The 24048-nt window shown below is 58.7% G+C and carries 22 protein-coding genes; 21 read left to right on the top strand and 1 reads right to left on the bottom strand.

The annotated features are described in order from the left end of the window. Positions 1 to 1262: 1262 nt before the first annotated feature. Positions 1263 to 2309: a plasmid recombination protein gene (locus tag E5K04_RS15685; protein WP_136555794.1), complete on the bottom strand. Its 1047-nt coding sequence runs from the start codon at positions 2307 to 2309 to the stop codon at positions 1263 to 1265. Between the two features lie 402 nt (positions 2310 to 2711). Between E5K04_RS15685 and E5K04_RS15680 the strand changes: the two genes are divergently transcribed. From E5K04_RS15680 to E5K04_RS15585, 21 genes are all read left to right on the top strand, one after another. Then, positions 2712 to 4901, top strand: a complete 2190-nt coding sequence (locus E5K04_RS15680; RefSeq protein ID WP_168929263.1) for an ATP-dependent helicase — start codon at positions 2712 to 2714, stop codon at positions 4899 to 4901. A 1-nt stretch (position 4902) separates the two neighbouring features. Continuing rightward, positions 4903 to 5898 carry a DNA-binding protein gene (locus tag E5K04_RS15675; RefSeq protein ID WP_136555792.1) on the top strand — a complete coding sequence of 332 codons (996 nt, stop codon included), beginning with the start codon at positions 4903 to 4905 and terminating at the stop codon, positions 5896 to 5898. 226 nt (positions 5899 to 6124) lie between these two features. Next, the gene (locus E5K04_RS15670) at positions 6125 to 6520 is read left to right on the top strand and encodes a hypothetical protein (RefSeq protein ID WP_136555791.1); all 396 of its coding nucleotides are present in this window, start codon (positions 6125 to 6127) and stop codon (positions 6518 to 6520) included. After that, entirely contained in the window at positions 6517 to 7011 is a 495-nt protein-coding gene (locus E5K04_RS15665; RefSeq protein WP_136555790.1) for a hypothetical protein, read from the top strand. Before E5K04_RS15670 ends, E5K04_RS15665 begins: the two co-directional genes overlap by 4 nt. Positions 7012 to 7037: 26 nt before the next feature. Beyond that, entirely contained in the window at positions 7038 to 7499 is a 462-nt protein-coding gene (locus tag E5K04_RS15660; RefSeq protein WP_136555789.1) for a hypothetical protein, read from the top strand. Beyond that, positions 7477 to 8220 (top strand): metallophosphoesterase, encoded by a 744-nt coding sequence (locus tag E5K04_RS15655; RefSeq protein WP_136555788.1) that lies wholly within the window; start codon positions 7477 to 7479, stop codon positions 8218 to 8220. Before E5K04_RS15660 ends, E5K04_RS15655 begins: the two co-directional genes overlap by 23 nt. Continuing rightward, a complete protein-coding gene (locus E5K04_RS16780; RefSeq protein WP_205700397.1) occupies positions 8220 to 8669 on the top strand; it encodes an antitoxin Xre/MbcA/ParS toxin-binding domain-containing protein in 450 nt (149 codons plus the stop codon). The genes E5K04_RS15655 and E5K04_RS16780 overlap by 1 nt, the downstream gene beginning before the upstream one ends. Then, positions 8663 to 9055 (top strand): nucleotidyltransferase family protein, encoded by a 393-nt coding sequence (locus tag E5K04_RS15645; protein WP_136555787.1) that lies wholly within the window; start codon positions 8663 to 8665, stop codon positions 9053 to 9055. Before E5K04_RS16780 ends, E5K04_RS15645 begins: the two co-directional genes overlap by 7 nt. A 32-nt stretch (positions 9056 to 9087) precedes the next feature. Further along, positions 9088 to 9399, top strand: a complete 312-nt coding sequence (locus E5K04_RS15640; RefSeq protein WP_136555786.1) for a hypothetical protein — start codon at positions 9088 to 9090, stop codon at positions 9397 to 9399. A gap of 427 nt (positions 9400 to 9826) precedes the next feature. Next, entirely contained in the window at positions 9827 to 10273 is a 447-nt protein-coding gene (locus E5K04_RS15635) for a LexA family protein (protein WP_168929262.1), read from the top strand. Beyond that, positions 10255 to 11553: a Y-family DNA polymerase gene (locus E5K04_RS15630; RefSeq protein WP_136555784.1), complete on the top strand. Its 1299-nt coding sequence runs from the start codon at positions 10255 to 10257 to the stop codon at positions 11551 to 11553. Before E5K04_RS15635 ends, E5K04_RS15630 begins: the two co-directional genes overlap by 19 nt. A gap of 188 nt (positions 11554 to 11741) precedes the next feature. After that, the gene (locus tag E5K04_RS15625) at positions 11742 to 12842 is read left to right on the top strand and encodes an AAA family ATPase (protein ID WP_136555783.1); all 1101 of its coding nucleotides are present in this window, start codon (positions 11742 to 11744) and stop codon (positions 12840 to 12842) included. Then, the gene (locus E5K04_RS15620; protein WP_136555782.1) at positions 12839 to 13837 is read left to right on the top strand and encodes a ParB/RepB/Spo0J family partition protein; all 999 of its coding nucleotides are present in this window, start codon (positions 12839 to 12841) and stop codon (positions 13835 to 13837) included. Before E5K04_RS15625 ends, E5K04_RS15620 begins: the two co-directional genes overlap by 4 nt. Positions 13838 to 14837: 1000 nt before the next feature. After that, the gene (locus E5K04_RS15615; protein ID WP_136555781.1) at positions 14838 to 15965 is read left to right on the top strand and encodes a hypothetical protein; all 1128 of its coding nucleotides are present in this window, start codon (positions 14838 to 14840) and stop codon (positions 15963 to 15965) included. Positions 15966 to 16075: 110 nt separating this feature from the next. After that, positions 16076 to 16252, top strand: a complete 177-nt coding sequence (locus tag E5K04_RS16705) for a hypothetical protein (protein WP_168929261.1) — start codon at positions 16076 to 16078, stop codon at positions 16250 to 16252. Next, the gene (locus tag E5K04_RS15610) at positions 16249 to 16554 is read left to right on the top strand and encodes a transposase (RefSeq protein WP_168929260.1); all 306 of its coding nucleotides are present in this window, start codon (positions 16249 to 16251) and stop codon (positions 16552 to 16554) included. The genes E5K04_RS16705 and E5K04_RS15610 overlap by 4 nt, the downstream gene beginning before the upstream one ends. Continuing rightward, entirely contained in the window at positions 16555 to 17103 is a 549-nt protein-coding gene (locus E5K04_RS15605) for a transposase (protein WP_136555779.1), read from the top strand. Positions 17104 to 18085: 982 nt separating this feature from the next. Further along, positions 18086 to 19075: a glycosyltransferase family 2 protein gene (locus E5K04_RS15600; protein ID WP_168929259.1), complete on the top strand. Its 990-nt coding sequence runs from the start codon at positions 18086 to 18088 to the stop codon at positions 19073 to 19075. A 73-nt stretch (positions 19076 to 19148) separates the two neighbouring features. Next, entirely contained in the window at positions 19149 to 20183 is a 1035-nt protein-coding gene (locus E5K04_RS15595) for an IS630 family transposase (RefSeq protein WP_136555777.1), read from the top strand. A 121-nt stretch (positions 20184 to 20304) separates the two neighbouring features. After that, the gene (locus tag E5K04_RS15590; RefSeq protein ID WP_136555776.1) at positions 20305 to 20676 is read left to right on the top strand and encodes a hypothetical protein; all 372 of its coding nucleotides are present in this window, start codon (positions 20305 to 20307) and stop codon (positions 20674 to 20676) included. Positions 20677 to 20845: 169 nt separating this feature from the next. Continuing rightward, positions 20846 to 24048: tetratricopeptide repeat protein (locus tag E5K04_RS15585; RefSeq protein WP_136555775.1), on the top strand; the 3203-nt coding region annotated here is incomplete at its 3' end.

Here is a 24048-nt window from a genome sequence, read left to right as displayed (position 1 = left end):
CACCCAGCGCGCCAGCGACCGTCATGGCACCTACATGCCACTACAAGCCAACATGAATCGCACTGCAAGCATGCCCGTGACAGACCATCGACACCCTTGCAGCCAAGACCATAGGCCACAGGTCGTCCCCGATATCGCTCTTGGGCAGCACCTGCAGCGGCACCATCTCGACGACGGGAACTCACCCACCGAAGAGCAGGCATGACGGATGCGCGAATGAAGCCACCAACCTGAAACCCTCTCTGCGCACGGCACCACGCACTGCATTCCCCGCCTAAACCTCCACAGCCGACAACTTCGAAGCCCCTGCTGACATACCATCCATTGATCTCGTCACGCCGCAGCGATGGCGCGTGGATCACCCCCGCACATCGAACGCGGGGTGCTACTAAATCCCTTTTAGAATCATCATGTTAGTAAATTTTACTGGGAGGGGTAAATTGCGGCTCGCAGCATTTTTCCTTTATAAATCATGACTTTGCTAGTTTCCCGCAAAGTACTTTGCTAGAAACTAGCAGAGTACTTTGCGGGAAACTAGCAAAGACATATACAGAGATTACAGCAGAGAGAGAGATATATATCGCGCGAATGACAATCGCATTCCTCTTACCCTGGGACGAGGTCGCAATCCGCGCACTCGAAGCAGCAGAAATCGCGCGCCAGCCAACTCCACCCTGCCAACAATTCAAGCAATGGCGTTTGCCGCTGCATAATGCGCACGTATGGCGCGATCGGCCACCCTGATAGGCATGGGGTGCCCGCGAGCAAGAAATCCTCTAAAAACACCCTCTACGCGCCATTGCGCTGCAGCCCATGCACACACCCTCTTGCTCACGTCGACTCCACTCATGGACAGGCCAGTGCATGGCCGCACAACTACGGGCCTGATCTGATCGTCGAAAACGAGCGCGATGCACGCACCGCAACGTGGCTGATTCGCGAGTACGGGCTGTTGGGTGATGATGCGCACCCCTGGGTTGGTTGAAGCCCAAGAAAACGGGGCGTCGAGCTGCCGGCGCCTGAGATTTTGCTGGCGATCAAGCCACCGAAGAGGGCTGATGGTCGCGATCAAAAAGGGCGCTCAGGCGCTGCACAACCCCCGCAGCGTGGCGATGTGCCAGCTTCGCTGCGCAGCACGACTGGGGCGACTTTTGATGCACCATGGAGGCGCGTGGGCGAGCTGGTGACGTTCGACAGCGAAGCTGAGACACAGGTGTGGATCCACGCGCACGTGGTGTTTGCGGACGGCGCGATGATCGTTGTCACGGATTGAACGTCGGCCCGCCGCGTTTGGGCGGCGTCGGCTTGCCTGCTGGCGCAGCGTGACCGCCGCTGTCACGCAGCTCGTCGCGACGCTTCTCCAGCAGCTCGATTTCTTGCTGGAGGCGCTTGGCGGCGTCACGCGACATGCGTGCATCAAACTCCAACCCCTTAATCTCACCTTCTAGCGCGGCGCGCTCGGACTCGAGCGCGTCCTTCTCCGCCTTGAGCGCGTCCAGTTCACCGCGCTGCTGCTTGAGCTTTGATTCGTAGTCCTGTCGCTGATGGTCGAAGCAAAAGTCTTCAAGCCGTGCAGCGATATCAAGCTCATACAGGTGCTTGCGCGTCGCGTTGAGCGCGTCAGCCGCTGCGATGCGCTCCTCCTTCGCCTTGCGCCACTCTGGCCGCGTCAGTCGTTGGCGCTTCGGCCCGAGGCGAGCAAGGCCATGGAACTGGCCGACTTCGGCGTGCAGCGCGTCTTGCCATGCCACCATCGCGGCCTTGTATGCGATGTTGGCTTGCTTGCAAATGTCTTTCTGGGGAAGCATTGCGGCCAGCCCTTCAGCCTCCGCCTCACGCTTGGCTTTGCAGCCAGGCGTGAGCCTTCTGGCATCCGGATCGACCGTGTAAACGTGGATGTGCGGGTGCGCCTCATCCAGATGCAACACGGCGCAATCGACCGCGCCAACGTATTTGGCGTGCCATTTGATTTGGTCTTTGACCCATGCGTCGAGTCGGTCTTTGTCGTAGTAAGCGACGTGCTCAGGCCATGAATAGACGGCAGCAGCGAGGACACGAACGTCGCTCCGTGGTGCGCGCCTCCCCTCGATTGCTCGCTCCACCAGCAGGTCTTCGACACGCTCGGCCAACTCGCTGGGAGTCATCCCAGCAAGATGAACAGGTGGCTTTGGGTCTGTGACGTGGGGCGAGTTCTCAGCCACGCGATCAGCCTCGCCCAAGATCTCGCGCACGCTCCTTGCCGCACCATTTTTGCCGGCTTTGGGCTTGCGTGCGTAGGTGTTTATGTGGCCAAATTGAAATTCACCCATAGTGGCTGCAATCCTTTACTGGTGCGGGTTTCTGTTTCTATATAGTATAACCGACTATGAGCTAACATTTGCCACACGAAAGCATCTCCGTCGGCACCTGCGGCGAGCAACTGCAGCTTCGGCGCGACACGGACAGATTTTCTGCGAAGCAGTGATCCAGTTTTTCGGCTCGCGCGCGGCTACTACATGGGAGGTTTTAGCGCCGCTCCGACGTGTTCCGGCCTGCGGCCTCGCTTTTGCTGCTGTCGGATCGGCGTGCAACGCATAAGCCCGCCACAGCAGGGGGTGCTTGCGCCCAGCGTGACAGCGGCCCGCCTTTTTGATCAATCACTGCATTGCGCTTGATGCGCCACGTCATTGCGCTATCCTTGGGCGATTAATCCAATTCAAAAAGCATTTGCATTGATCGACACCCTCACCCCCGAGCAACAGCGCGTCGCCCTGCACGGCGACGGCCACGCCATCGTCGATGCCGTCGCCGGCAGCGGAAAGTCGCACACGCTGATCGCGCGCATCTTCACCCTGCTCGAGCGCGGCGTGTCGTACAAGCACATCCTGGTGCTGATGTTCAACGCGCAGGCGCGCGAGGAATTCAGCAGCCGCTTGCAGAAGACCGCCGACGCAGAGCGCGTGCTGCACACGCCGGACGTATCCACCTTCCACGCCTTCGGGCTGCGGCTGTGCAAGGCCTTCGTCAAGCAGGGCTGGTTGCCGCACCGGACGCTGATGAAGGAAGGCCAGCGCGACGCGCTGGTGCGCGAGGCGATCAAGTCGATCAACGGCCGCCTCAAGGCCGAGGAGCAGTTGGAGACCGATCAGGAAGCCGTGCTGGCGGTGGTGGATCTCGACGCTTACCTGAAGGCCGAGCTGCTGTACCACGACCCGGCCTTCACCGAAGCCAAGCTGCAAGACAAGGCCAAGCGCCTGCAAGTCGTGCCACCGCTGGTGCGCGCCGCCATCGAGTACGAATCGCTGCGGGTGCGCCGCGGCCTGATGGACTACATCGACATGCTGCACGACCCGTACACCGTGTTGCAGCACGAGCCGGCGGCGGTCGAACTGGTGCGTAACCGCTACGTGCACTGCCTGATCGACGAGTTCCAGGACATCGACGAGCTGCAGATGCAACTGGTGCGTATCGTCGCCGGCGACCGCGCGCAGATGATGGTGGTCGGCGACGGCGACCAGTGCATCTACGCATGGCGCGGCGCCAAGCCCGAGTACATCGTGCACCGCTTCGGCGAGTTGTTCCCGGGCACGGTGCGTTATGCGATGACCACCACCTTCCGCTACGGGCCGCAGGTGGCGACGCTGGCCAACGGCGCGATCCGCCACAACGAGGCGCGCATCGACAAAGCCTCCCAGAGCGCCGACGGCCTCGACACCGACGTTCGCCTCTACAGCTACGGCGGCGGCTCCGGCAACGCGGTGCTGCGTGCGCTCGACCATTGGGACGGCCCGCGCGCCAACACCGTAATCCTGGTGCGCGAGTTCGCCCACTCCATCCCGGTCGAGATCGCCCTGTCCAAGGAAGGCATCCCGTACCGGCTCGCCGGCGCGGATCCGTTTGTTGACCGCAAGGAAGTGCTGTCGCTGTACGCCCACCTCGCCCTGTGCCAGCCGGAGCGCTGGCCGGCGATGGGCGAAGCGCAGTGCACGGCGCTCCTGGAGGCGCTGCTGACCGTGCCGACCCTCTACCTGCGCCGCGAAGTGGTGGAGAGCACGGCACGCCAGATCGCCCAGGCCGTCACCGCCGAGGGTGCCCACCCTGCCTCCTTGCTGCTGAACACGCTGGGCCGCCTCGCCGCGGACTCGCGCGGCAAGGCACTGCCGGACATGGTCAAGCGCATCGAGCGGCTGGCCAAGACCAAGCCCGGCAAGTCTGCCGTCGACGTGCTCGACTGGCTGATCGACGACATGGCGCTGCTGCGCTTCTTCCTGAACTCGGCCGGCAGCAAGCCGCGCGCGCTGGCCAAGTGGGCGATGGTCAAGTACGTGGAAGCGTTCGCCAAGCAGGACAAGCTCTCCGTCGCCGGCCTGCTCGACGCGCTGAACGCTGTCCAGTCGCAGCCGCACGACGGCGGTGACCGCGTGCTGATCACCTCGGCCCACCGCGCCAAGGGTCTGGAATGGCCGCACGTCATCGTCAGCGAACTGGAAGAAGGCAGTTTCCCCGGCGAGCAGAGCGACGACCTCGAAGGCGAACGGCGCCTCTACTACGTGGCGATCACCCGCGCCCGCCAGCGCCTGTCGCTGGTCCTCCCCATCGACAAGACGCTGGAGGATGTGCAGCGCGGCCAGCGTCGCAGCCTGCCCGACCCCAAGGAAATGACCGCCAGCCGTTTCGTGTACGAGAGCCTGCACGCGGCCGCGCAAGGAACGACCACGCCGGCAGCCCCACCACCTGCAGACCCCTTCCCGCGCCCCGAGGATTGCGGCTCGCGCGCGCAGTACGAGAAGGCTGTCGCCCACTACCTGCTGGAGAAAGGCGTCGCCCAGGCCTTCGCCAAACAAGCGGTGACCCTGTTCAGCAAGCACCACGCCCGCCGCTGGCGCTCGACCAACAAGACCGAACACACACAAGGCACCTGACATGGCCAGAACCTCTTCCCTCGCCTACGAGCAAGTCGCCGCCATCTGCGCGCAGATCGCCGCCGGCGGCCAGCGCCCGACCATCGCCCGCGTCGCGGTGGCACTGGGCAACAAGGGCTCGACCCGCGTGATTTCCAGCTACCTGACACGCTACTTCGAGGAAAGCGGCAGCGCCCAGCAGATCGAGCGCCATGCCCGTCCGAACTGGAGCGAAACCGAGAACCTGCAAGCCGACGTGTTCCTGAACCAGTTGCGTGACCTGGCGCTCACCCACGCCCAAGCCGCCTTCGACGGCGAGCGGCTGGCGCTGCGAGAGCAACACGAAGATATGCTCGAGCGCGTGCAGGCGGCCGAGGACGCCGCGGCGGAGTTGGGCGAGAACAAGGAAAAGCTGGAGGCCGCCCTAAGCCAGCAAGCTGAGCAGCTGGCGTCACTACGCGACGCGCACATCGGCCTGCAGGACGAACTGGAGAACGCCCGTGCCGAACTCGCCGGCAGCCAGACCCGCCTCGAGCACGCGATGGGAGAACTGGTCAGCCAGAAGGACGCGATGGCCACGCTTGAGCGCGAATTGAACGCGCGGCGTGAGCTGGAAGTCGAGCAGGTGCGCAGCCAGTTGACCGGCGAGCTGCACGCCGCCGGCGCCGCGCACGCTGCCGAGATTTCGCGCGAGCGCGAGATCGCCCAGGGCGAGCGCGCCTACCTGATGGAGCAGACCCACGAACTGCGTCAGGCCCTCACCCGCGAGAAGGAAGCACTGGGAAAGGCACTCGCCGAAGCACGCAAGGACGCGGACGCCTCACGCACACTGGCCGCCCAGTACCGCACGGATCTTGCTGTCGAGCGCGGCCGACTGGAGGAGCGCGCCGGGCAACTGGTCAAGACCGAGCAAGGCAACGAGGCACTGACGGCGCGGGTGCAGGCGCTGGAGGGGGCACTAGCCAAGGCCGAGCAGCGAATCGAAACAATGGATAGCGCCAGCAGAACCGTAGGATGAGCGCCATGGCTTGACATCCTCCCCGCCCACTCGCTGCGCGAGCCAGCCTTGAGGCTGTTCGCCGCCCGGCGTAGGAAGGGCGGCGAAACGCCGCCGCAGGCGTCAGGTCGCGCCGACCAGGACGGCGAGCTTCGGCTCGCCGTTTCGCTTTCCACCGCCTTGCGCCGTCTTCCGGCGAATCGGTAGTCTGAACGTGGGGCATTTCCCCCGCCACATCGAAAAGCCAATGACCACCTACCCCGAGCTTGTCGCCGCGCTGATGCGCCCGCCGCCCGACCTTGCGCGAGCGCTCGCGCATTGCCCGGAGCTTTTCACGGGCTACGCGCCCGCCACGCGGATCGCCTACGATCTGCTTTCGACCACCAACCCCGACGACCACAGCCGTCTTGTCCTGGTGACGATCGAAGAGGGCATGACGCCCGACATGCTGGTGCGGGTGTTCCCCTCCGCCGGCGTGCTGCTGCTGGAGGGCGACGCGGCCAGCTTCGCGCTGATCGGCCTCGATGCCGAGGATGCCGAGGCGATGCTGCGCGAGCCGGTCGAGGTGTGCGTGATGGATCATGGCGACGCCCTGTTTTCATTGTTTGGGGCAGCCCCCTTTCGATCAAGGAAAACGACGTGATCCTGTTCCTCGACACCGAGTTCACCGACTTCCTCGACTGCGAGCTTCTGAGCTTGGGCGCGATCAGCCAGGACGGCCAGTACAGTCTCTATCTGGAGGTGCAGGACTTCGACCGCGCCAAGTGTTCCGCCTTCGTCTGGGAGGCTGTCCTGCCGCAGCTTGGCCGCGTGCCCGAGGCGATCACCTGCAAGGATCGGGTGCGCGAGCGTGTGCTGGACTTTTTCGCCAGCCTGCCGCGCAGCGTGCAGATCGCCGCCGATTCGGTGCATGACCGCGACTTGCTCTATGACGCGCTGGACGGCCAGTGGCCGGCGAATCTGGACGGCTGGATCGACTTGAACGCGATCAACGACCTGGAGGCTTTCCGGCTGGGCGTGGCGCGGTTCCGCCGCCGGACGGGGAAGCCCGAGCATCACGCGCTGTTCGATGCCGAGGCGCACCGTGCGGGGTGGCTGTCGTGGAATGACCGCAAGGCAAGGAGGAGTTGGTGAGGCTAGGGCGGCAACAGGTGCAAAAAATGCACGGGTTCGATGAACAGGAAGTCAGCGCCCTGTTTTTCACGGTGCGGGATGGCGAACAGTTCTACACGGCGGGACGCTGCAAGGCGAGCGAGTTACCCGAGGCGGCGAACGTGCTGCGCCGTGAGGGCAAGGGCGAGCTTTCCGGCGTCGTGGACAAGGACACGCTCGAAAGCCTGCTGGCCGAAATCGTGGTGTTCGAGCGCGAGCGGGGCACTGCCCGCCCGCTGTTTGGCTGGTGGCGCGAGCCGGAAGAATCGTTCGTGCTGTATGGCCGCGAGTCGCACGCACCGATTCGCTGCAAGCCCAGCCAGATCTACCGCCAGGTGGCCGCGTGGCAGCGGGACGGCCAGGGCGAGGTGGTCAACGTGATCCAGCGCTCGACGCTGGCCGCCTTTCTGGCTGAACTGATGATTTTCGAACGGGAACACGGAATTAATGCGAATCCATCTTTTGTCTGACCTACACAACGAGTTCGGAGAGCCGTACCAACCGGCGGTGGCGGACGCTGACGTGACGGTGCTGGCTGGCGACATTGCCTCGCGGGGTGCGGGCGTTGCGTGGGCGCGAGAAGCGTTCAGCGGCACCGTGCTCTACGTTCCGGGCAATCATGAGTTCTACAAGGCTCTGTCGATGGACATGCTGCTGGCCGACATGCGGGAGGACGGCGACGAGCGGGTGCGCGTGCTCGATCAGGACGTGATCGTGATCGGCGATGTGCGCTTCATCGCGGCGATCGGTTGGACGGATTTCGAATCGGCTGGCGACCCAGAGGTGGCGATGGCGTTCGCAGCGCCACGCATGAACGACTACCGCTTTATTCTTGCAGAGAGCGATCAGCAGTTTGCTTTCCTCTCGCCGCAAGAAGTACGCCGCCGCGCACTGGTGGCGCGGGCATGGCTGGCAGAGCAGATCGCGCAGCCGTTCGACGGCAAAACGGTGGTGGTAACGCACCACGCGCCGTCGCTGCGATCCACGCAGCCGAAGTATCAAGGCCACGGCATCGTGCCGGCCTTCTGCAACGATTGGGAACGGCTTTTCGACGGCGTGGACTACTGGCTGCACGGCCACACGCACTATGCGGTGAACTACGTTGTGGGCGACACGCGGGTCATTTCGAACCCCAAGGGCTACGGGCGCGAAACGACGGGATTCGATCCGAGGATGGTGATCGAGGTTTGATGATGCAGAGTAAGCGAAAACGCTATCGACTGGACGGCCTGCTGGCCGAAATGCCGGAGCGTCTGCCGCGAGTGGAAGGCTGGGACGAAATGGGCGAGGTGGGCGCCGAGGTGCTGGATGACGCCGGTCGAACTACCGAGAATTCCTCGGCAGTTCGCTCGCCGGTGGCAGAACGAGTGCTCGACAAAGCCGTGACGCGGGCGGCGGGGCTGTTGGGTGTGCCAGACGAAGTGCAGGCCGACGCAGCGGGTGACGATCTGCGCGGGCGGGGCGTGCTGTTTGTGCGGCTGTTCGTTGCGCTCGATGGTATTGCCGGCGGCACCGCGCCAGCGTGGATGCGCTGCGTGAATTCCGAGTTGGGCGGGCAGCCGATAGAGGTGATCCGCACGCCCGAAGGGCTGGCCGAGGTGGTGCGGTTTGTCGAGTCGCGGAGGGATGGGGAATGGTGAGCAAAAAGCGCATTGGGGCGCTCAAGGGGCGGCTCGACGTGCCCGACGATTTCGATGCACCGGCACCTGAAATCGAGCGGCTGTTCGGCGCGAGCGGCCTGCCGTCCGTCGCGCTGGAGCTTTACCGCGAGGCGATCCGCGAGCTTGTCGGCCAATACCACTTCGCCAATCAGCAAGTGTTCGGTTCGGTGCTGCATGGCACGGATGACGAGGGCAGTGATCTGGACATTCTGGTGGATGCGCTGCCCGACGCGACGCTGTTCGATCTGGCGGGTTTGCGTCTCAGACTGTCCGACTTGCTTGGCGTGAAGGTCGATCTGCTGACGGCGGGAGCCCTGCCTGACGCAATCAAAGACAAGGTGCTGGCCGGGGCTAAGCCCGTCTAATCTTCCTGATTGTCGCCAGCCGGCGGTTCCGCTTGTCGCGCCTCGATGCGGCGATCCGATTCCGCCTTGAGCGCTGCCGCTTCTTCGGACTAGAAGCCCAGCTCAGATCGACGAAAACGTTGCCGCCGGCGGGTGTGATGTGTTCGGAATCGGTTTTCGTGTCCATGTTTTTCTCCACCGAATGTATGCGTCACCGACACCTTAACCATCAGCGCTACACCCTGGCTGCGATTGATGACTTGATCGCCCGTGGGCGCTGGGACGATTGGGCGGCTTTGCGCGAGGCAGTGCTGGTCGACCCAATCCCCATGTTCGACAAGATCAAGCGCGTGTGCCAGCCATGACTTGTCGATCCTTACGCCCAGCGGTTCAACCCGAGGCCAAGAGCGCGGACGCTGTAGGCGTCCTCCACGGCCGAAGGCCTTCCCCATGGGCCGAAGGCCTCCTACTGCCGAGTGAACGAGGCCGCTTAAAGCAAGCGCCAATCGTCCAATCTACATGCATGCGTAGGACGTGTGGCAGACCTGCTCAACACGACCAACCTGCAAACTCTCGCTCTGGCATTACCAAAGCCTGATATTCACAATTTCTGTTGAAAACCCGGCCGCCACGGCGCCTGCCACCCCCGCAACCCTCGCCCCGCCTGCCTTGCACGTACTGCCTGTTTTTTAGGCAAACTACCGGCCATGCATGCCAAGGCCGCCGCGCCGTTGCACGGCGGCGTTGGCTGCGGCAAACTTGAATAATGTTTCGCATTTCAAGATTACCGCGATGACACCGCACCTAACCCCCGTCGCCCTCGCGCCGGCTGCCGCCACCACCGCGCTGATGCACGCGCGCGTGCAGGCGGGCTTCCCGTCACCGGCGGAGAGCTACGCCGCCGGCGCGCTCGACTTCAACCAGTACCTGGTCGCCCACCCGCCGGCGACCTTCGCGCTGTACGCGGCGGGCGACTCGATGAGCGACGCCGGCATCGACGACGGCGACCTCTTGGTGGTCGACCGCGCGCGAGAGCCGGTGAGCGGCAACATCGTGATCGTGCAGCTTGCCACCGAGTTCACCGTCAAGCGCCTGCGCAAGACGCCGGCCGGCCTCGAGCTGCATCCGGAAAACGCGTGGATGCCCTATCCGGTGCTGCGCCCGGGCGGCGATGAGGAGTGGCGGCTCATCGGCGTGGTCACCTTCATCGTCAAGCACGCATGCCCACGTTCGCGCTGATCGACGGCAATTCGTTCTACGCCTCGTGCGAGCGGGTGTTCCGCCCGGACCTGGCCAAAACGCCGATCGTGGTGCTCTCCAACAACGACGGCTGCGTGGTGACCCGCACCCGCGAGGCGAAGGCGCTCGGCATCCGCATGGGCGCGCCGTATTTCGAGGTCGCGCACCTGGAGCGCAAGGGGCTGCTGACGGTGTTCTCCAGCAACTACGAGCTGTACGCCGACATGAGCCGGCGCATGATGGACATCATAGCCTCGCTGGTGCCGCGCTTCGAGGTGTACTCGATCGACGAATGCTTCGCCGACCTCACCGGCCTGCCGGACGACCCGACCGACCTTGGCCAGCGCCTGCGCGCGCGCGTCGAACAGTGGGTGGGTCTGCCCACCTGCGTCGGCGTCGGCCCGAGCAAGACGCTGGCCAAGTTCTGCAACCATCTGGCCAAGCGGCACGGCAAGCTCGCCGGCGTGCTCGACTGGGGCAGCCTCAGCCCGGAACGGCAGGCGAAGGCGCTGGAGAGCGAGCCGGCGGCCGAGGTGTGGGGGATCGGGCGCAGGCTTGCCGACCAGCTCTCGGACCTGGGCGTCCACAACGCATTGGATCTCGCCCGCGCCGACCCCGCGCTGATCCGCCGCCGCTTCGGCGTGGTGGTGGAACGGGTGATCCGCGAACTCAACGGGGCCGCCTGCCTCGCGCTGGAGGACGTCGCGCCGCCGCGCCAGCAACTGGTGCGCAGCCGCAGCTTCGGCACGCTGCTTTACGAGCGCGACGCGCTGGCCGCTGCGCTGGCCCACCACACCGCGCAGGCGGCACACGACCTGCGCGCGCAAGGCAGCGCCGCCGGCCTGATTGGCGTGCAACTGCACACCCACCGCTTCCGCGAACAGGACGCGCAGCACCACGCGTGCGACTGGCGGCCGTTGCCGGTCGCAAGCTGTGACACGCTCGCGCTCACCCGCGCGGCGCTCGCGCTGCTCGATCGGCTCTACAAGAAGGGCTACGCGTACAAGAAGGTCGGCGTGATGCTGGCCGAGCTGCAAACGGGCGCCGCACGGCAGGCTGACTGGCTGGCGCCAAAGACCGGGCCCGCACGCCTGGCGCTACTGGGCGCGCTCGACACCGTCAACCACCGCTACGGCCGCGGCACGCTCAGGCTGGGCGCCGAGGCGATCGCTAGCGGATGGCAGATGCGCCGCGACAAGACCAGTCCGTGCTACTCCTCCCGCTTCGCCGAACTACCACGCACGAAACCACCTGAATCGGTCGTCCAGCATCTGTCGTAACGTGCGCTCGACAGAGTTTTTTCTGGAAAAAAATCCAAAATCCGGCCCATCAAGATGCAGGATTGTCTGTTTTTTACCAAAAACAAACAAAATTCCGCATCAAACATACCAAAACACACCCTAATCCAATTGACTAGGGATAGGTTCTCAACATAAAGTCACCAGTATCTAACCTATGGTGTACTCACATGTCTTCTGACGGCACCCTCAACAATCTGAGCTTCAGCCCGAAATTCGTGTCCGACCTGCTTGGAACGACGCCTGGCTACATCCGTAAACTGGAAGAAGATCTGGGTGTCGAAGTGGGCCGGGTAATGCGCGGCTCGGTCGAAGCGCGCTCCTACTCGCCGGACAACGTCTTCGAGTTGCAGTGGCGACGTCGGGCAAAGGGAGACCTCAAGGGACTCTCCAGCCAGAAGATCATCACCGTTTTTGTCCGCAAGGGTGGCGTTGCGAAGACCACCTTGGCGGTCAACCTGGCCATCAACCTTCAGTTGCAGGGTTTGCGTGTCCTGCTGGTCGACAACGACCCTCAGGGCGATGCAACCTCGATGCTGGGCTACGACCCGGACCGTTCCCCCGAGGACCTCAAGGAGGAAGGACTGTCCGCTGACCTTGGCATCACGGGCCACTGGGGCAACCTGCTGCCGCTGCCAAATTCGCGCAACGAAGCGATGACGCTAGACCAGCTGATCAAGTATCCCTTTGGGCAGTACGGGCCTCATCTGATCCCGGCTTACGAAGCACTGGAGGACATGAATACCAGCCTCAATGCCTCGATGCATAGCGACTTGCGCTACAGCCTGTTCATCGCCAAGGCACGCAATGGCGAAATCCCGGGCGTCGACCTGTCGGTCTACGATGTGATCATTTTCGACAACTCGCCGTCGAGCGCTGCACTCAGCCGCAACGCGATGGTCGCAGCAGACATGCTGGTCTGCCCGATCCGTTTCGATAAGTTCTCTTTGCGCGCGCTGAGCCGACTAGAAGACATGCTGGTCGAGTTTTCGGACGCAACCGGCCGATCTCCTGATGTCGTGCCCGTGCCGACAATGTTCAGCCGGACCCGTCCGCGCATGCAGCGCAACCTGGCTACGCTTGCTGAGCGTTTCCCGAACCACATCACCGAACATCAGCTCCACCAGACCGAGGATTACAACAAGGCGCTGGACGAAAACGTGCCGATTGCTTTCTTCAAGCAGGCGACGCCACTGAGCATCGAGGCGATGCGCTCGGTCAGCATGGAAATCCTCAGTCGACTGAAGGTACTCGATGGAGGCAAGAAATGACCCGCGGCCGTCCTCTAGGCGTCGACCAGTTCCAGCGCGGACCTTCCCGCCTGCCCAAACCCAGCGGGTCCGTCTCGCTGGAAGATCTGGTGCGAAACTTCGACGAGCAAGCGCCCTCCCCTGTCCCTGAGTCGCCTGCCAAGCTGCCAACTCAGGGAGAGTCGTTCGATATCCTGTCGATGGCGCTGATCGACGAACCGAAAGTCAGGCCGCGCTGGCATTACAGCACGACAGACGTCGAACGGATGGCGCTGGACTTCCTGCGTGTCGGAGACGGCAATCCGCTCAACGGGCAGATCACCCCGATCACAGTGTTCGCCAAACAGGATGGCCGCTACGAAGTGATTGATGGATTGACCCGGCTGAAAGCCATGCGCTCGATCCAGGTCACGGACACCATCAAGGCCGTCATCAAGCCTGCGATGAGCGCTGCGGACGCCTACCGGATGGGCTTCGACGCCAACGAAGCTCGCACCTCGATGTCTGACTACGACCGGGGCATGAGCTTCCACGCGGCACTCGAACAAGGCGTGTTCGCAAGCCAGGATGAAATCGCTCAGTCGCTTGGTGTCAACAAATCCCTCATTTCGATGGTTTTGAAATTTTCCAAGCTTGACGTCAGCCTGCTTGAAATCATCGAGTCGAACAAGACGTTGTTTGGCAGCACTGCTGTCGACCGCATTCATGCCCTACAGGAACGAGCAGGTCTCGACAAGGCCAAATTTGCCGCCACCAAAATCGCGGAAGGCTGGTCGCAACAGAAATTGCGCGAATACGCCACCAAGCAACTTGAACACTCCAGCGGCAAGGGGCGTAAGCGGGCATCGTCCAACTCCCGCCCGATCGCCGGCGTTGGCAAGATCAAGTTCAACGACAAGGCTTTCAGCGTCGCACTGGATCTGACCAACCTCCCGGCAGACGGCATTGCGCGCATGGCAGAAGAAGTCGAGCGCGTGCTACTCAACCACCTCAGCCAGATGAGAGACACGGATTGAGGTCACTCGTACGCACGGCGAAATCCAGTCAGTTCAGTCGACTGAACTTTCCAGTTACCGAACTGGCCATCGCGTCCTCCCCCACTGAGTTCAGTCAACTGAACTCAGTGGGTTTGCGCTTTGCTTTCACCCTTCTCTCAAGCGGGTTCAGTCAACTGAACTTCGCATCAGCACACTCCTCGACAACAACCGCCCCCACCCGACTGAACATACTGAACGGCGCCCCGCAAGGTGCATGCACGAACAGCGTGTTCAACCGAGTGGCTGTGGAAGCATTGCCCCGTCACCTCGCACGCCAGTTCAGTCAACTGAACTGCGATCAGTTTGATGCGCTCGCACGGATGACACTCACCCGGTTCAGTCGACTGAACTCACAGTCTTACCCTCAGCATGCCGAGTCGCAGAACAACCAGCTCAGTCAACTGAACCTGCCTTCGGCACACGCCTCGGCAGCAACCGCATCCACCCGACTGAATTTGTTGAACGGTTTGCCGAGATCGGCAAACCAGATCAGCGAATTCAACCGAGTGAACGTGGACGCACCAGTTCAACTGGCAGTAGCCAAGTTCAGTCAACTGAACTGCATGCATGTATATGCATGCCAAACTCACACGCGGTTCAGTCGACTGAACCTATCGCTTTGGCCGTTCAACGCAAGCGTGCGCAATCGTCAGTTCAGTCAACTGAACCGTGCACTGCCTTCCGCAATGGAAGCACCGCACGCAACAAAGTTCAGTCGACTGAACCAGGCGACAACGCCTGCCCCGCAGCACTCCCTTCTGGCCAGACAGTTCAGTCAACTGAACTGCCCACCAACCAAGCATGATCCGAGTGGTGGTAGACCACCACATAGAGATCCAAGACCGCCGCAAACTCGGCGGACCAAGCCAAAGGCCTCAGTCACACGACTGAGGCCTTTTTCATTCCGGATCATTTTCAGCAAGACGCCCACCTCGCACACGCACAGCCAGGTGGGCGTCGGCTTTTATGAGGGTCAACCATGTCTACATTGACCAACTTCCCGCACAAGCTGCTGGTACTGCAGACCGCCTTGCGCATGAACCGCCTGGCCATCAACACCGAGTTGTCCGGTGCCGGCGAAAAGGACCTGGTCGCCGCATTGATCTGTTTTTTGGACTCTGCGGACTACACGCGTCCAATCACGGCTCACCGCAAGAAAATCGCGGATTTCGCCGATTTGGCAAAAACTAGCTTTTTCAAGATTTTAGGGAATTTAAGAAAAAAAGGAATTATTGAGCCGATGGGCGATGACAAGACCCTGCGCTTCACCGCCAAAGGCGCAGCGCTGCTGGCCGAAAAGATTGAAAGCAGGCCCACCGACGCCAAGACCGGCTTGCCGGAAGGATTTTTCAGAGTCGGCCGCTTCACCTTGCCGCGTCCGTCGATGTCACTACTCGACAGAGGAGTGCAACCCATCCAAATCGCGACCTTGCTGCGCGAGGCAAAGCGCCTAGGCGTCAACCTGCAGCAGCGCCTGAAAGAATTCGGCCAGTTGATTACGCGTTACAGCGGGGAGAACCTGTTCCTGGTGTTCCGCAGCTTCCTCAAGGAACCGGAGAAATACCGCCAGCATGTACAGGCTGCCAACGCGATCAAGCAGCTAACCCAGAGCCAGCGCCTGTTGCTGCACCGGATCGCCGACGGCTCGTTGCCCTTGCTTGCCAGCGGCGAGACGCTGCGCAGCGAAGGCAACACCTTTGTGCTGGGTCGACCGGAAGTGCAGGGCGGTGCGCCGCAGCCGGTCAGCGAGGGGGATCTCTTGCGGTTTGAACAGCGCGCCCGACGGGCGTGCGAACACGCCCGTCACGCAGGCGAGCAAACAGCCGTCGCTACTGCGGCCGAAGACTGGTTCGAGCAGTTCGCCCGGTTGCCGGAAGCCGACCAGATTCTTGCCGAAAACAAGCCACGGCACGTCAGTGAAGGCCGTTACTTCGAGCGCGCAGGCATTCAGTACAAGGTCGAACTGGTTGAAGGGGAACGTGTCACGCTGCTCGAATTCGGCCAGGGCCAACAAGTGCGCGTGGCCTACCGATCACTGGCTGACCTTAACTGCAGTCGGATCCGCTGGCTGGACGAGGAGGGTGGTTCGCGTGGCGAACAGTATTAATCCAGCCTTTGGCTGACCAGAGTAAACAGAGGTTTAACCAGAAGCGGTCAGTGCGTTAAGAACAACCGAGAACCCTTCTGATCTGACTATTCGCTGACTGAGATGCACCGATGAAGAGCCTGTTCGCCGCCGAAGAACGAGAAAGCAAGCTGTCCAAGCTGGGTGACCCGCTGGAGTCGCTGGGCCGCCATGTCGACTTTGCCGCGTTAGCTGCCGGCATCGACCGCACATTGCCGAGACCGCGCCGTTACTTTGCGGTCGATCTCCATACCCGACCGAGTTGTTGATCCGCCTGCTGGTCATCCAGCAGCAGTTCAACCTGTCCGATTCCCAGCTCGAGTCCCAAGTGCTCGACCGGGCCAGCATTCGTCGTTTTCTCGGCATCCGTGACAGCGACAAGGTGCCGAATCGCAATACGGTGTGGGCCTTCCGTGAGCGCCTAGTGCAGGCGGGCCTGGGGGCAAGCTTGTTCGAAGAAGTGAACCGCCAACTACAGGCCGAGGGCTACTTGGCCCGTTGTGGCCAGATCATCGACGCCACCTTGGTGCCGGTACCGACTCAGCGCAACGGCCGGACCGAGAACGCATAGATCAAGCTGGGAGAAACGCCGGAGGACTGGTCGGCCAAGAAGCTGGCGCACAAGGATGTCGATGCACGTTGGACCGAGAAGCACGGCAAGCAGACCTGCGGATACAAGCTGATCCGCACCGTGCATGTAAGCCCGGCCAACGAAGGCGATCAGACTCATCTGTTGAAGGTGCTCAACCGGAGCAAAACTAGCCGGGATCTGTACGCCGACCGCGGTTACACCGCACTGGACTTCCTCAAAGCGCGCGGTTGGCAGCAACACATCCAGCGCCGCACCAGGCCGAAGCAGGCGCTATCCGAAACTCAGGCCGGGCGTAACCGAAGCATCACCAAGATCCGGCTCCGCGTCGAAAATCCGTTCGCAGGCCTGTGTGCTTTGGGTGGCAAGTTCCTGCGCAGCGTCGGCTTGCTCATAAGTAACCTTGCAATTGCATCTCAAGGGACTGACCAAACTGATCAAATGCACGCCATTTTAATGCAGACGCATGTTCAAGATCAGGCTTGGCAGATGACTACCGCAGCTTATTCAAAACCAATCTGGCGAGGATGAGTGAATAGCTGCGAATGAACATTCAATTGACCGGAACCTGACAGCTAACCAGCCTGAGTTGTGGCTGCGAATACAATAAAAAATTTTAGATTTTTTGCGAGATGATGTTTTATTGCAACAGCACTTGCGAAGTGCGAATGAAGGCAAGGAAATCATTTTAATTCAAAAATTATCAACTAAATGCATTGATTGACAATAAAGTATAACTAGTGATTCAGAGTTTGACATTCATATGCATGGGGTGGGCGAAATAGTTATGTCGAACCGTTAGCCATGAGAGTGACACTGAAATAGATAATGAATACATTCATTAAACATGATTACACTTGTCGTCAGCAGGTAAACAGGTCTTTCATAAGCCAGCCGCTTTGGCATGACCTGAGCAAGAATTTTTCAGGATACGCCGATGAGGTTCCTGATCATGGCGAAAAATGTGAATGCACATGGTCCATCTAAGGAGACTCCCAAGGAGTCGCCTGGTCAGTTGTACATTTCGCTGCGCTGGCGACCAACATCGATCGTGCATCATCAAGGTCGTTCCGAGAGCGACTTGCTCAGCTGTGTTCGTCGAAGTGATCCACAGATTGCAGGACAAGGGCTACTCGCCCGCACCGCAGCACTCAGATCATCGACGTCACCTTTAGTGCTGGTGGCGACCGTATCGCAAGAGTTGTGCGTTCGGAGATCGTTTTCTCTCAAATTTACGCGATCTTGCAACAGCACTTCAAGATGCAGTACTGCAATTTGAAACAGATGAGAGGCTGAAAAATTAGGTGGTGATGTTCTAACGCAAGAAATACATCTTGAGTTTGACGCATGCTGATTCAGAAGGAAAAAAAAGCAGGGTTGGACAGGTGCTTAATATCCAACGATTTAATGAATTTAAGAGATAGTCATACTTAGATTGATTGCGAATGGTGCTCTGATTGGCTTCTTGGCAACGCCCAAGTAGGGTTGGCACTAATTTGAAATTAATTCAATATTGAGTGAATTAAATAAATTGACAACACTAAGCATCGTAGTGCCTTGCTATAACGTAGAGAATTATCTCTATGCTTCTCTTAACTCATTGCGTGAGGCCTGCCTGGATAGCATAGGGGTTGTTGATTTGGTGTTGGTTGATGATGCTTCGCAAGATAATACACTTGAACTTCTGCGGCGACATCCAATTCAACATGATCCACGCTTTTCGATACAACTAATATCACTAGATAAAAATGTTGGGCCTGGTGTTTCTCGGCGTATTGCAATTGAGCACTCGCGCGGGGATTTTATCGCCTTCCATGACGCAGATGACATTGCGCTTGAAATGCGCTTCATTTACCAATTGCAATCTTTTATTTCGGATTCGAAATTGGGAATGATTGGTGGAAGTTTGCTAATGGCTAGAGAGAATGCTCCTTTCGTCCAGGTGTTTCCGTGTAATCATGAGGCTCTACTAGTTGAATCTATATTTTGTTGCCCTATCTGGGGTTGTGCCACAATGTTGCGTCGGTCATCATTAATAGATGTACCCCCTCCCGAGTTACGTATTGGAGAAGACTGGCTTCATGCCTTTCGCCTTGCGAAACATTGGCGTATAGGCTCCATCGCACAACCAGTGGTAAAGCATCTTATTCATTCAGGCCAAACCATGCAAAGCGAAGGCGCAACTAACCATGCAGTATTTAATGTTTGGCGAGAGGTGCTTTCTGCTTTAGGGATACATGATCCTACAATGGACCAATTGGCGTTGCATGCTGCCGTTTCCCCGTACTGGTCATATCCGCTAGGTAGCCCAATGTCGAATTTACACGAGCGAGTCAACATGAAAAACTGGCAAGCTTGGCGCTCAACTATATTTTCAGCCAATGACAAAACTCGGATTGTCTCGCCTGTATTACTGCAGGAAAGGTTGGATAGAATTGATTTGGTGCTACAGGTAGTGCAACAACCGTTTGTACGCCATCTCCCTGTACGACGAAATTTCTGAAATTACAAGAAGTTCAGGTTATCAGATACTAACCTTTTATAAAACATTGTCATTTTCATGCGAAAATACTCACATGAAATGCAAACGATCAACAGATGGCCGCAAGCATGGCCGTGCAGCGCTTCCTGTCATGCGGCAGCAGGCCATCAAGGCCATTCGTGAAGGGCAGGATGTGCACAGCGTAGCGGCTGCGTACGGTGTCAATGTGCGCAGTGTGTTCCGCTGGCTGGCCGACTTTGCCAACGGTGGACAGAACGCGCTGCTGGCCAAGCCGATTCCTGGCCGACCGGCCAAGATCAGCGCGGAGGAAATGCGCTGGCTGGCGAATGCGGTCAAGGATCATAGCCCCCAGCAGTACAAGTTCGCCTTCGGGCTATGGACACTGACACTGATTGCGGCATTGATCGAGAGTGAACTGGGCAAGAAACTGTCGCTGGCTTCGGTGAGTCGGCTCATGAAGCTGCTTGGCTTCTCCGCACAAAAGCCGCTGTATCAGGCCTGGCAACAAGACGCCACTCTGGTCAAGGCATGGGAGTCCGAGGTCTATCCGTCGATCAAGGCGCAGGCCCGCGCAGAGGGCGCGACAATCTACTTCGCGGATGAGTCGGGCATCCGCTCGGATTACCACACAGGCACGACGTGGGCACCTGTTGGCGAAACACCGGTGGTCACGGTCACTGGCCAGCGTTTTTCGCTGAACATGATTTCGGCGGTCAGCCCGCGTGGAGAGTTCCGTTTCATGTTGCACGAAGGATCTGTGACGGCACCCGTATTCCGAGACTTCCTGAGGCGACTGATGGTTGGAGCGCAGATGCCAGTATTCGTGGTGGTGGATGGGCACCCGATCCACAAAGCCAAGTTGGTGCGGGAGTATGTCGAGCAGCAGCGCGGAAAGCTTCGGCTGTTCTATTTGCCGCCGTATTCGCCGCAACTGAACCCTGACGAGCAGGTCTGGGCGCACGTCAAACGTCAGGTGTCGAGACAGCTTGTGCAGTCGATGGACGAGATGAAGCGGATGGCGCTCGGCGCATTGCGGCGAATTCAGAAGCTACCCAGGCCGGTCAGATCATTTTTCAGCCAGCCCGAGTGCCAATATGCGGCGATGTGACAATACTTCTGAAAATCTTAGTATATGATTTACAAACTATATGACTGGCAGTTTTGAGCTAAAGGTAGCAATGTATTTTTTGACATGTTGCTATGTAATTGCAAAGGTCAGGGTGGTAGAAATGAAAAAAATATTTATTTTTATTGTATTGGTTACTTTCGGTGTAACTGTTAATGCGGAGGATGTCGCCGTCAGTGCGGTCACCCAAGAGCAGAAGCAGGATTTTACGCTGTCCATGTACCAACTGCTCATGCAGGAATATTATCCAAATGTTCTCGCCGTCATCGAAACGGTACCAAATGGATTGGCGCTCATAGCTGGCTGGAACAACGAAAGAGCAAAAGCAAAATTACCACCGGTGTCCCCAAGAGAAGCGTTCAACTATATTCATGGTAAAAAACCACATCTAGCAGATCGAGAGATGCGCATCCTAGCCGATGGCCTTTCTATCGTATCCAACAGGGTTCCGGAAGGGCTCGGAAGTATGCAGTAATCACTCGTCATGTTTATTATTTGTAGTGAGTGGCACCATTGCATACCTAACGTGTAAGCGCACCATCAAATGCATAGTTAATCAATCAAGTCGTTGAAGTATACGTTACCAGGCTAACTAAAAAACGCCAATTGCATATGTCATCATTTGTATATAAAGGTAGAAACCAATGACTAAGCTTTCCTCCCCTGTAGCAAATACGGAACGCCATTTCCGCATCTTTCTATCTTCTACATTTCGTGATATGGAGTTGGAACGCGATCATTTGTTGCAGCATGTGTTTCCGGTGTTTCGTCAAGAGTGCCTAAGGCGGCAGGTGACTTTTACCGAGATAGATCTGCGGTGGGGTGTAACTGAGGAGGATGCTAAAAATGGCCAAACTGTCGAAATATGTCTTCAGGAAATAGATAAATGCCGTTCATTGGGTGTTCCGCCATTTTTCCTGGGTTTTTTGGGAGAACGCTACGGCTGGATTCCGCTCGAGCAAGACTTGTCGCACTATTGGAATGCAACAGCACATTCGTCATCCAAATATCGTGAATCAATTGAACTCGCCTTAAAAAATGGTATCAGTGTGACTGATCTAGAGATTCGCTTTGGATTTCTCGATCAGCAAAAAGATGATCTGCTCGCGAGTCGGGTTGGCATGCTACTCAGGGATCCTTCGTTCACCGCAAAAATTTGTCAAGAAACAAAAAGCGAGATGTCATTCTATGACGCGGATCCTTTGGCACAGGAAAAGTTGAAAAAACTCAAGGCAGATATCCTAGCGAAGCGGCCAGACTGCATCCTGGCTGATCAGTACGCGTCAATAGAAGAATTCGGCAAAGCCGTCATGCATTTTCTGATGGATCAGCTCGATCTGCTTTTTCCTGCCGATCAATTGCCCGATGCCGAATCCCAACGACAGCATGCACATCAGATCTATGCGAGATCACGTCTGGATGCCTATGTTCCGATTCAGCCTTTTCAAGATGACTTGCTGAAGGCTGTGGCGCTTGGCGCACAAGGGAATGGGCCACAAAAGCTTGCCGTGGTGGGGCCTTCCGGCCAAGGCAAAAGCGCCTTGTTAGCCAGTGTGCAACAGCAGTTGAGTGCACAGCAAGACCTAGTGCTATTAGGTCATTATACTGGTGCGGATGGAAATCCCAGCATTAACATTTGGCGTGATCGGGTGATTGCATTCGCGCAATCGTTTGGCCCATTGTTGACCGATATTCCTCAGGATGAGGAGGCACGCTGGGAGTGTATGTATAGCATTCTGGCAGAAGCACAAGCTAAAGCCAGTAAACCACTGATACTCTTGCTTGATGCAATCAATCAGTTTGCCGATGCAAAGGTAAGTGAGCGGCGCTTGCAGGTGCTTAAGCTCCCTCCACATGTAGTCTTGCTAGTCAGTAGCATCAGTTTGTGTGACGAAAGTGGATGGCAGATACATACGCTACCGCCGCTGGATAACGGCATGCGCAGTCAGGTGATCCATCAATATCTTGATAAACACAGTAAAAAACTAGATTCAAACCTAATCGAGCAGATTACTGGGAAAGATTCAAGCAACAACCCTCTCTATCTACGGTTGCTGCTGGAAGAGTTGCGCTTGCATGCCTCGCATGAAGAACTAGGGTCCACCACCCTGAGTCTGCTGCAACATACCGACGCGGGTGCCTTATTTGTTAACTGCCTACACCAATTGGATAAAGACTTCAGTGCCTATGGTGCAGACTTGGGAAGTCGTGCCGCGCGGCTGATGGCCTGCTCACGCGCCGGCATGGCACAACATGATCTGGCCGTTTTACTTGGCAATGAAAACGCACCCCACGAAACCTTTCGTCTGGCTGATGTGGTGATGGTGCCTTTGATGTCTCGTCTGGAGCCATTTTTTTACGCACGGGATGGCCGATTGAGCATCATGCATGCCATTCTGACCAACAGCCTGCTGGCTGATCCAGAGACAACGAAACACGTCCGTTGCATATTGGCAAACTACTTTACCGGCAGCGATGCCTTCTCACTGGCCGAACGCACCCACCAGTCTATTCTGCTAAAAGATAGTGACACGCTGGTTAACATATTAGGCGACATGCTTGCGTTCCATGCACTGTGGTCACAATATACCGAGGTGGTCGACCAAGCCTTGCAATGGCTTGGTGCGGGCAATGTGACTCCTCAGTTCGCCCTATTGGCCTTGAAGCAAAGTTGGCAACGCACCCTTGTGGGTGTCGAAATGTTGGATGATTTGTCTTCCATAGGCGTTTGGTGTCATGAGCGTAGTTACCTCCACATCGGTTGTGCCTGGACAGAGCGTGTATTGGACCTGTCGAAAGTACTCTTGCCGAATGGTCATCCTGATATTGCCATCAGCCTGAACAATCTGGCCAGCCTGTATGACAAGCAGGGTCGCTTCGAAGCAGCCGAGCCCTTGTATCAGGAAGCGCTGGCGATTTCTCGTGCCGCACTCCCCGCCGGGCACCCGCACGTTGATCTTAGTCTGGACAGCCTGGCCAACCTGTATCAGCAACAGGGCCGCTACGATACAGCCGAATCCTTGTATCAGGAAGTGCTGACGAACCGGCATGCCGCATTCATTGCAGCGTTCCCTAATATTGTCACCGGCCTGCACCATGCCCTGCAACAGCAGGACCGCGAAGATTTAGCAGAGTTATTATCTCAGGACGTACTGGCGATCCGGGGTGGCGCGCTTCTCGCAGGGCAACCGAATATTGCCACCAGCCCGAACAATCAGGCTTCTCAGTATAACGATCAGGGCCTCTACGATGCAGCCGAGCAGGAAGCTCTGGCGCTCCGGGATGGCGCGCATATCGCCGAGTTTAAGTCTTTTGGAAGGAGCCTGAACAACCTAGCCTGCCTTCATCAGCAACAGGGCCGCTACGATGAAGCTGAGTCCTTGTTTCAGTACGCGCGGATGTGCATTAGTGCCTTGTTCCCCGCCGGGCACCCGCGCATTGCCACCGTCCTGAACAATCAGGCCGGGCTGCATCAGAAACAGGGTCGCTTCGAAGTAGCCGAGCCCTTGTATCAGGAGGCGCTGGCGATCCGGCGTGCCGCGTTCCCCGCCGGGCACCCGGAGATTGCCGCCGGCCTGAACAACCTGGCGTCCCTGTATAGCGATCAGGGCCGCTACGATGTCGCTGAGCCCTTGTATCAGGAAGCGCTGGCGATCCGGCGTGCCGCGCTCTCCGCCGGGCACCCGAACATTGCGACCAGCCTGAACAATCTGGCCTACCTGTATCAGCAACAGGATCGCTACGATGCCGCCGAGCCCTTGTGTCAGGAAGCGCTGGCGATCAATCGTGCCGCGCTCCCCGCCGGGCACCCGGAGATTGCGACCAGCCTGGACAACCTAGCCTGCCT

The sequence above is a fragment of the Crenobacter intestini genome (assembly GCF_004919095.1).
GTDB classification, from domain to species: domain Bacteria; phylum Pseudomonadota; class Gammaproteobacteria; order Burkholderiales; family Chromobacteriaceae; genus Craterilacuibacter; species Craterilacuibacter intestini.
The sequence above is the reverse complement of the archived record's forward strand: the minus strand, read 5'-3'. Positions and strand labels throughout refer to the sequence as shown.

Coding starts and splice junctions, on each gene's coding strand:
- E5K04_RS16780 (WP_205700397.1), top strand. CDS start 8,220: ATGATGCAGAGTAAGCGAAAACGCTATCGACTGGACGGCCTGCTGGCC.
- E5K04_RS15685 (WP_136555794.1), bottom strand. CDS start 2,309: ATGGGTGAATTTCAATTTGGCCACATAAACACCTACGCACGCAAGCCC.
- E5K04_RS15670 (WP_136555791.1), top strand. CDS start 6,125: ATGACCACCTACCCCGAGCTTGTCGCCGCGCTGATGCGCCCGCCGCCC.
- E5K04_RS16705 (WP_168929261.1), top strand. CDS start 16,076: ATGAAGAGCCTGTTCGCCGCCGAAGAACGAGAAAGCAAGCTGTCCAAG.
- E5K04_RS15595 (WP_136555777.1), top strand. CDS start 19,149: ATGAAATGCAAACGATCAACAGATGGCCGCAAGCATGGCCGTGCAGCG.
- E5K04_RS15645 (WP_136555787.1), top strand. CDS start 8,663: ATGGTGAGCAAAAAGCGCATTGGGGCGCTCAAGGGGCGGCTCGACGTG.
- E5K04_RS15590 (WP_136555776.1), top strand. CDS start 20,305: ATGAAAAAAATATTTATTTTTATTGTATTGGTTACTTTCGGTGTAACT.
- E5K04_RS15660 (WP_136555789.1), top strand. CDS start 7,038: ATGCACGGGTTCGATGAACAGGAAGTCAGCGCCCTGTTTTTCACGGTG.
- E5K04_RS15630 (WP_136555784.1), top strand. CDS start 10,255: ATGCCCACGTTCGCGCTGATCGACGGCAATTCGTTCTACGCCTCGTGC.
- E5K04_RS15635 (WP_168929262.1), top strand. CDS start 9,827: ATGACACCGCACCTAACCCCCGTCGCCCTCGCGCCGGCTGCCGCCACC.
- E5K04_RS15615 (WP_136555781.1), top strand. CDS start 14,838: ATGTCTACATTGACCAACTTCCCGCACAAGCTGCTGGTACTGCAGACC.
- E5K04_RS15620 (WP_136555782.1), top strand. CDS start 12,839: ATGACCCGCGGCCGTCCTCTAGGCGTCGACCAGTTCCAGCGCGGACCT.
- E5K04_RS15655 (WP_136555788.1), top strand. CDS start 7,477: ATGCGAATCCATCTTTTGTCTGACCTACACAACGAGTTCGGAGAGCCG.
- E5K04_RS15625 (WP_136555783.1), top strand. CDS start 11,742: ATGTCTTCTGACGGCACCCTCAACAATCTGAGCTTCAGCCCGAAATTC.
- E5K04_RS15675 (WP_136555792.1), top strand. CDS start 4,903: ATGGCCAGAACCTCTTCCCTCGCCTACGAGCAAGTCGCCGCCATCTGC.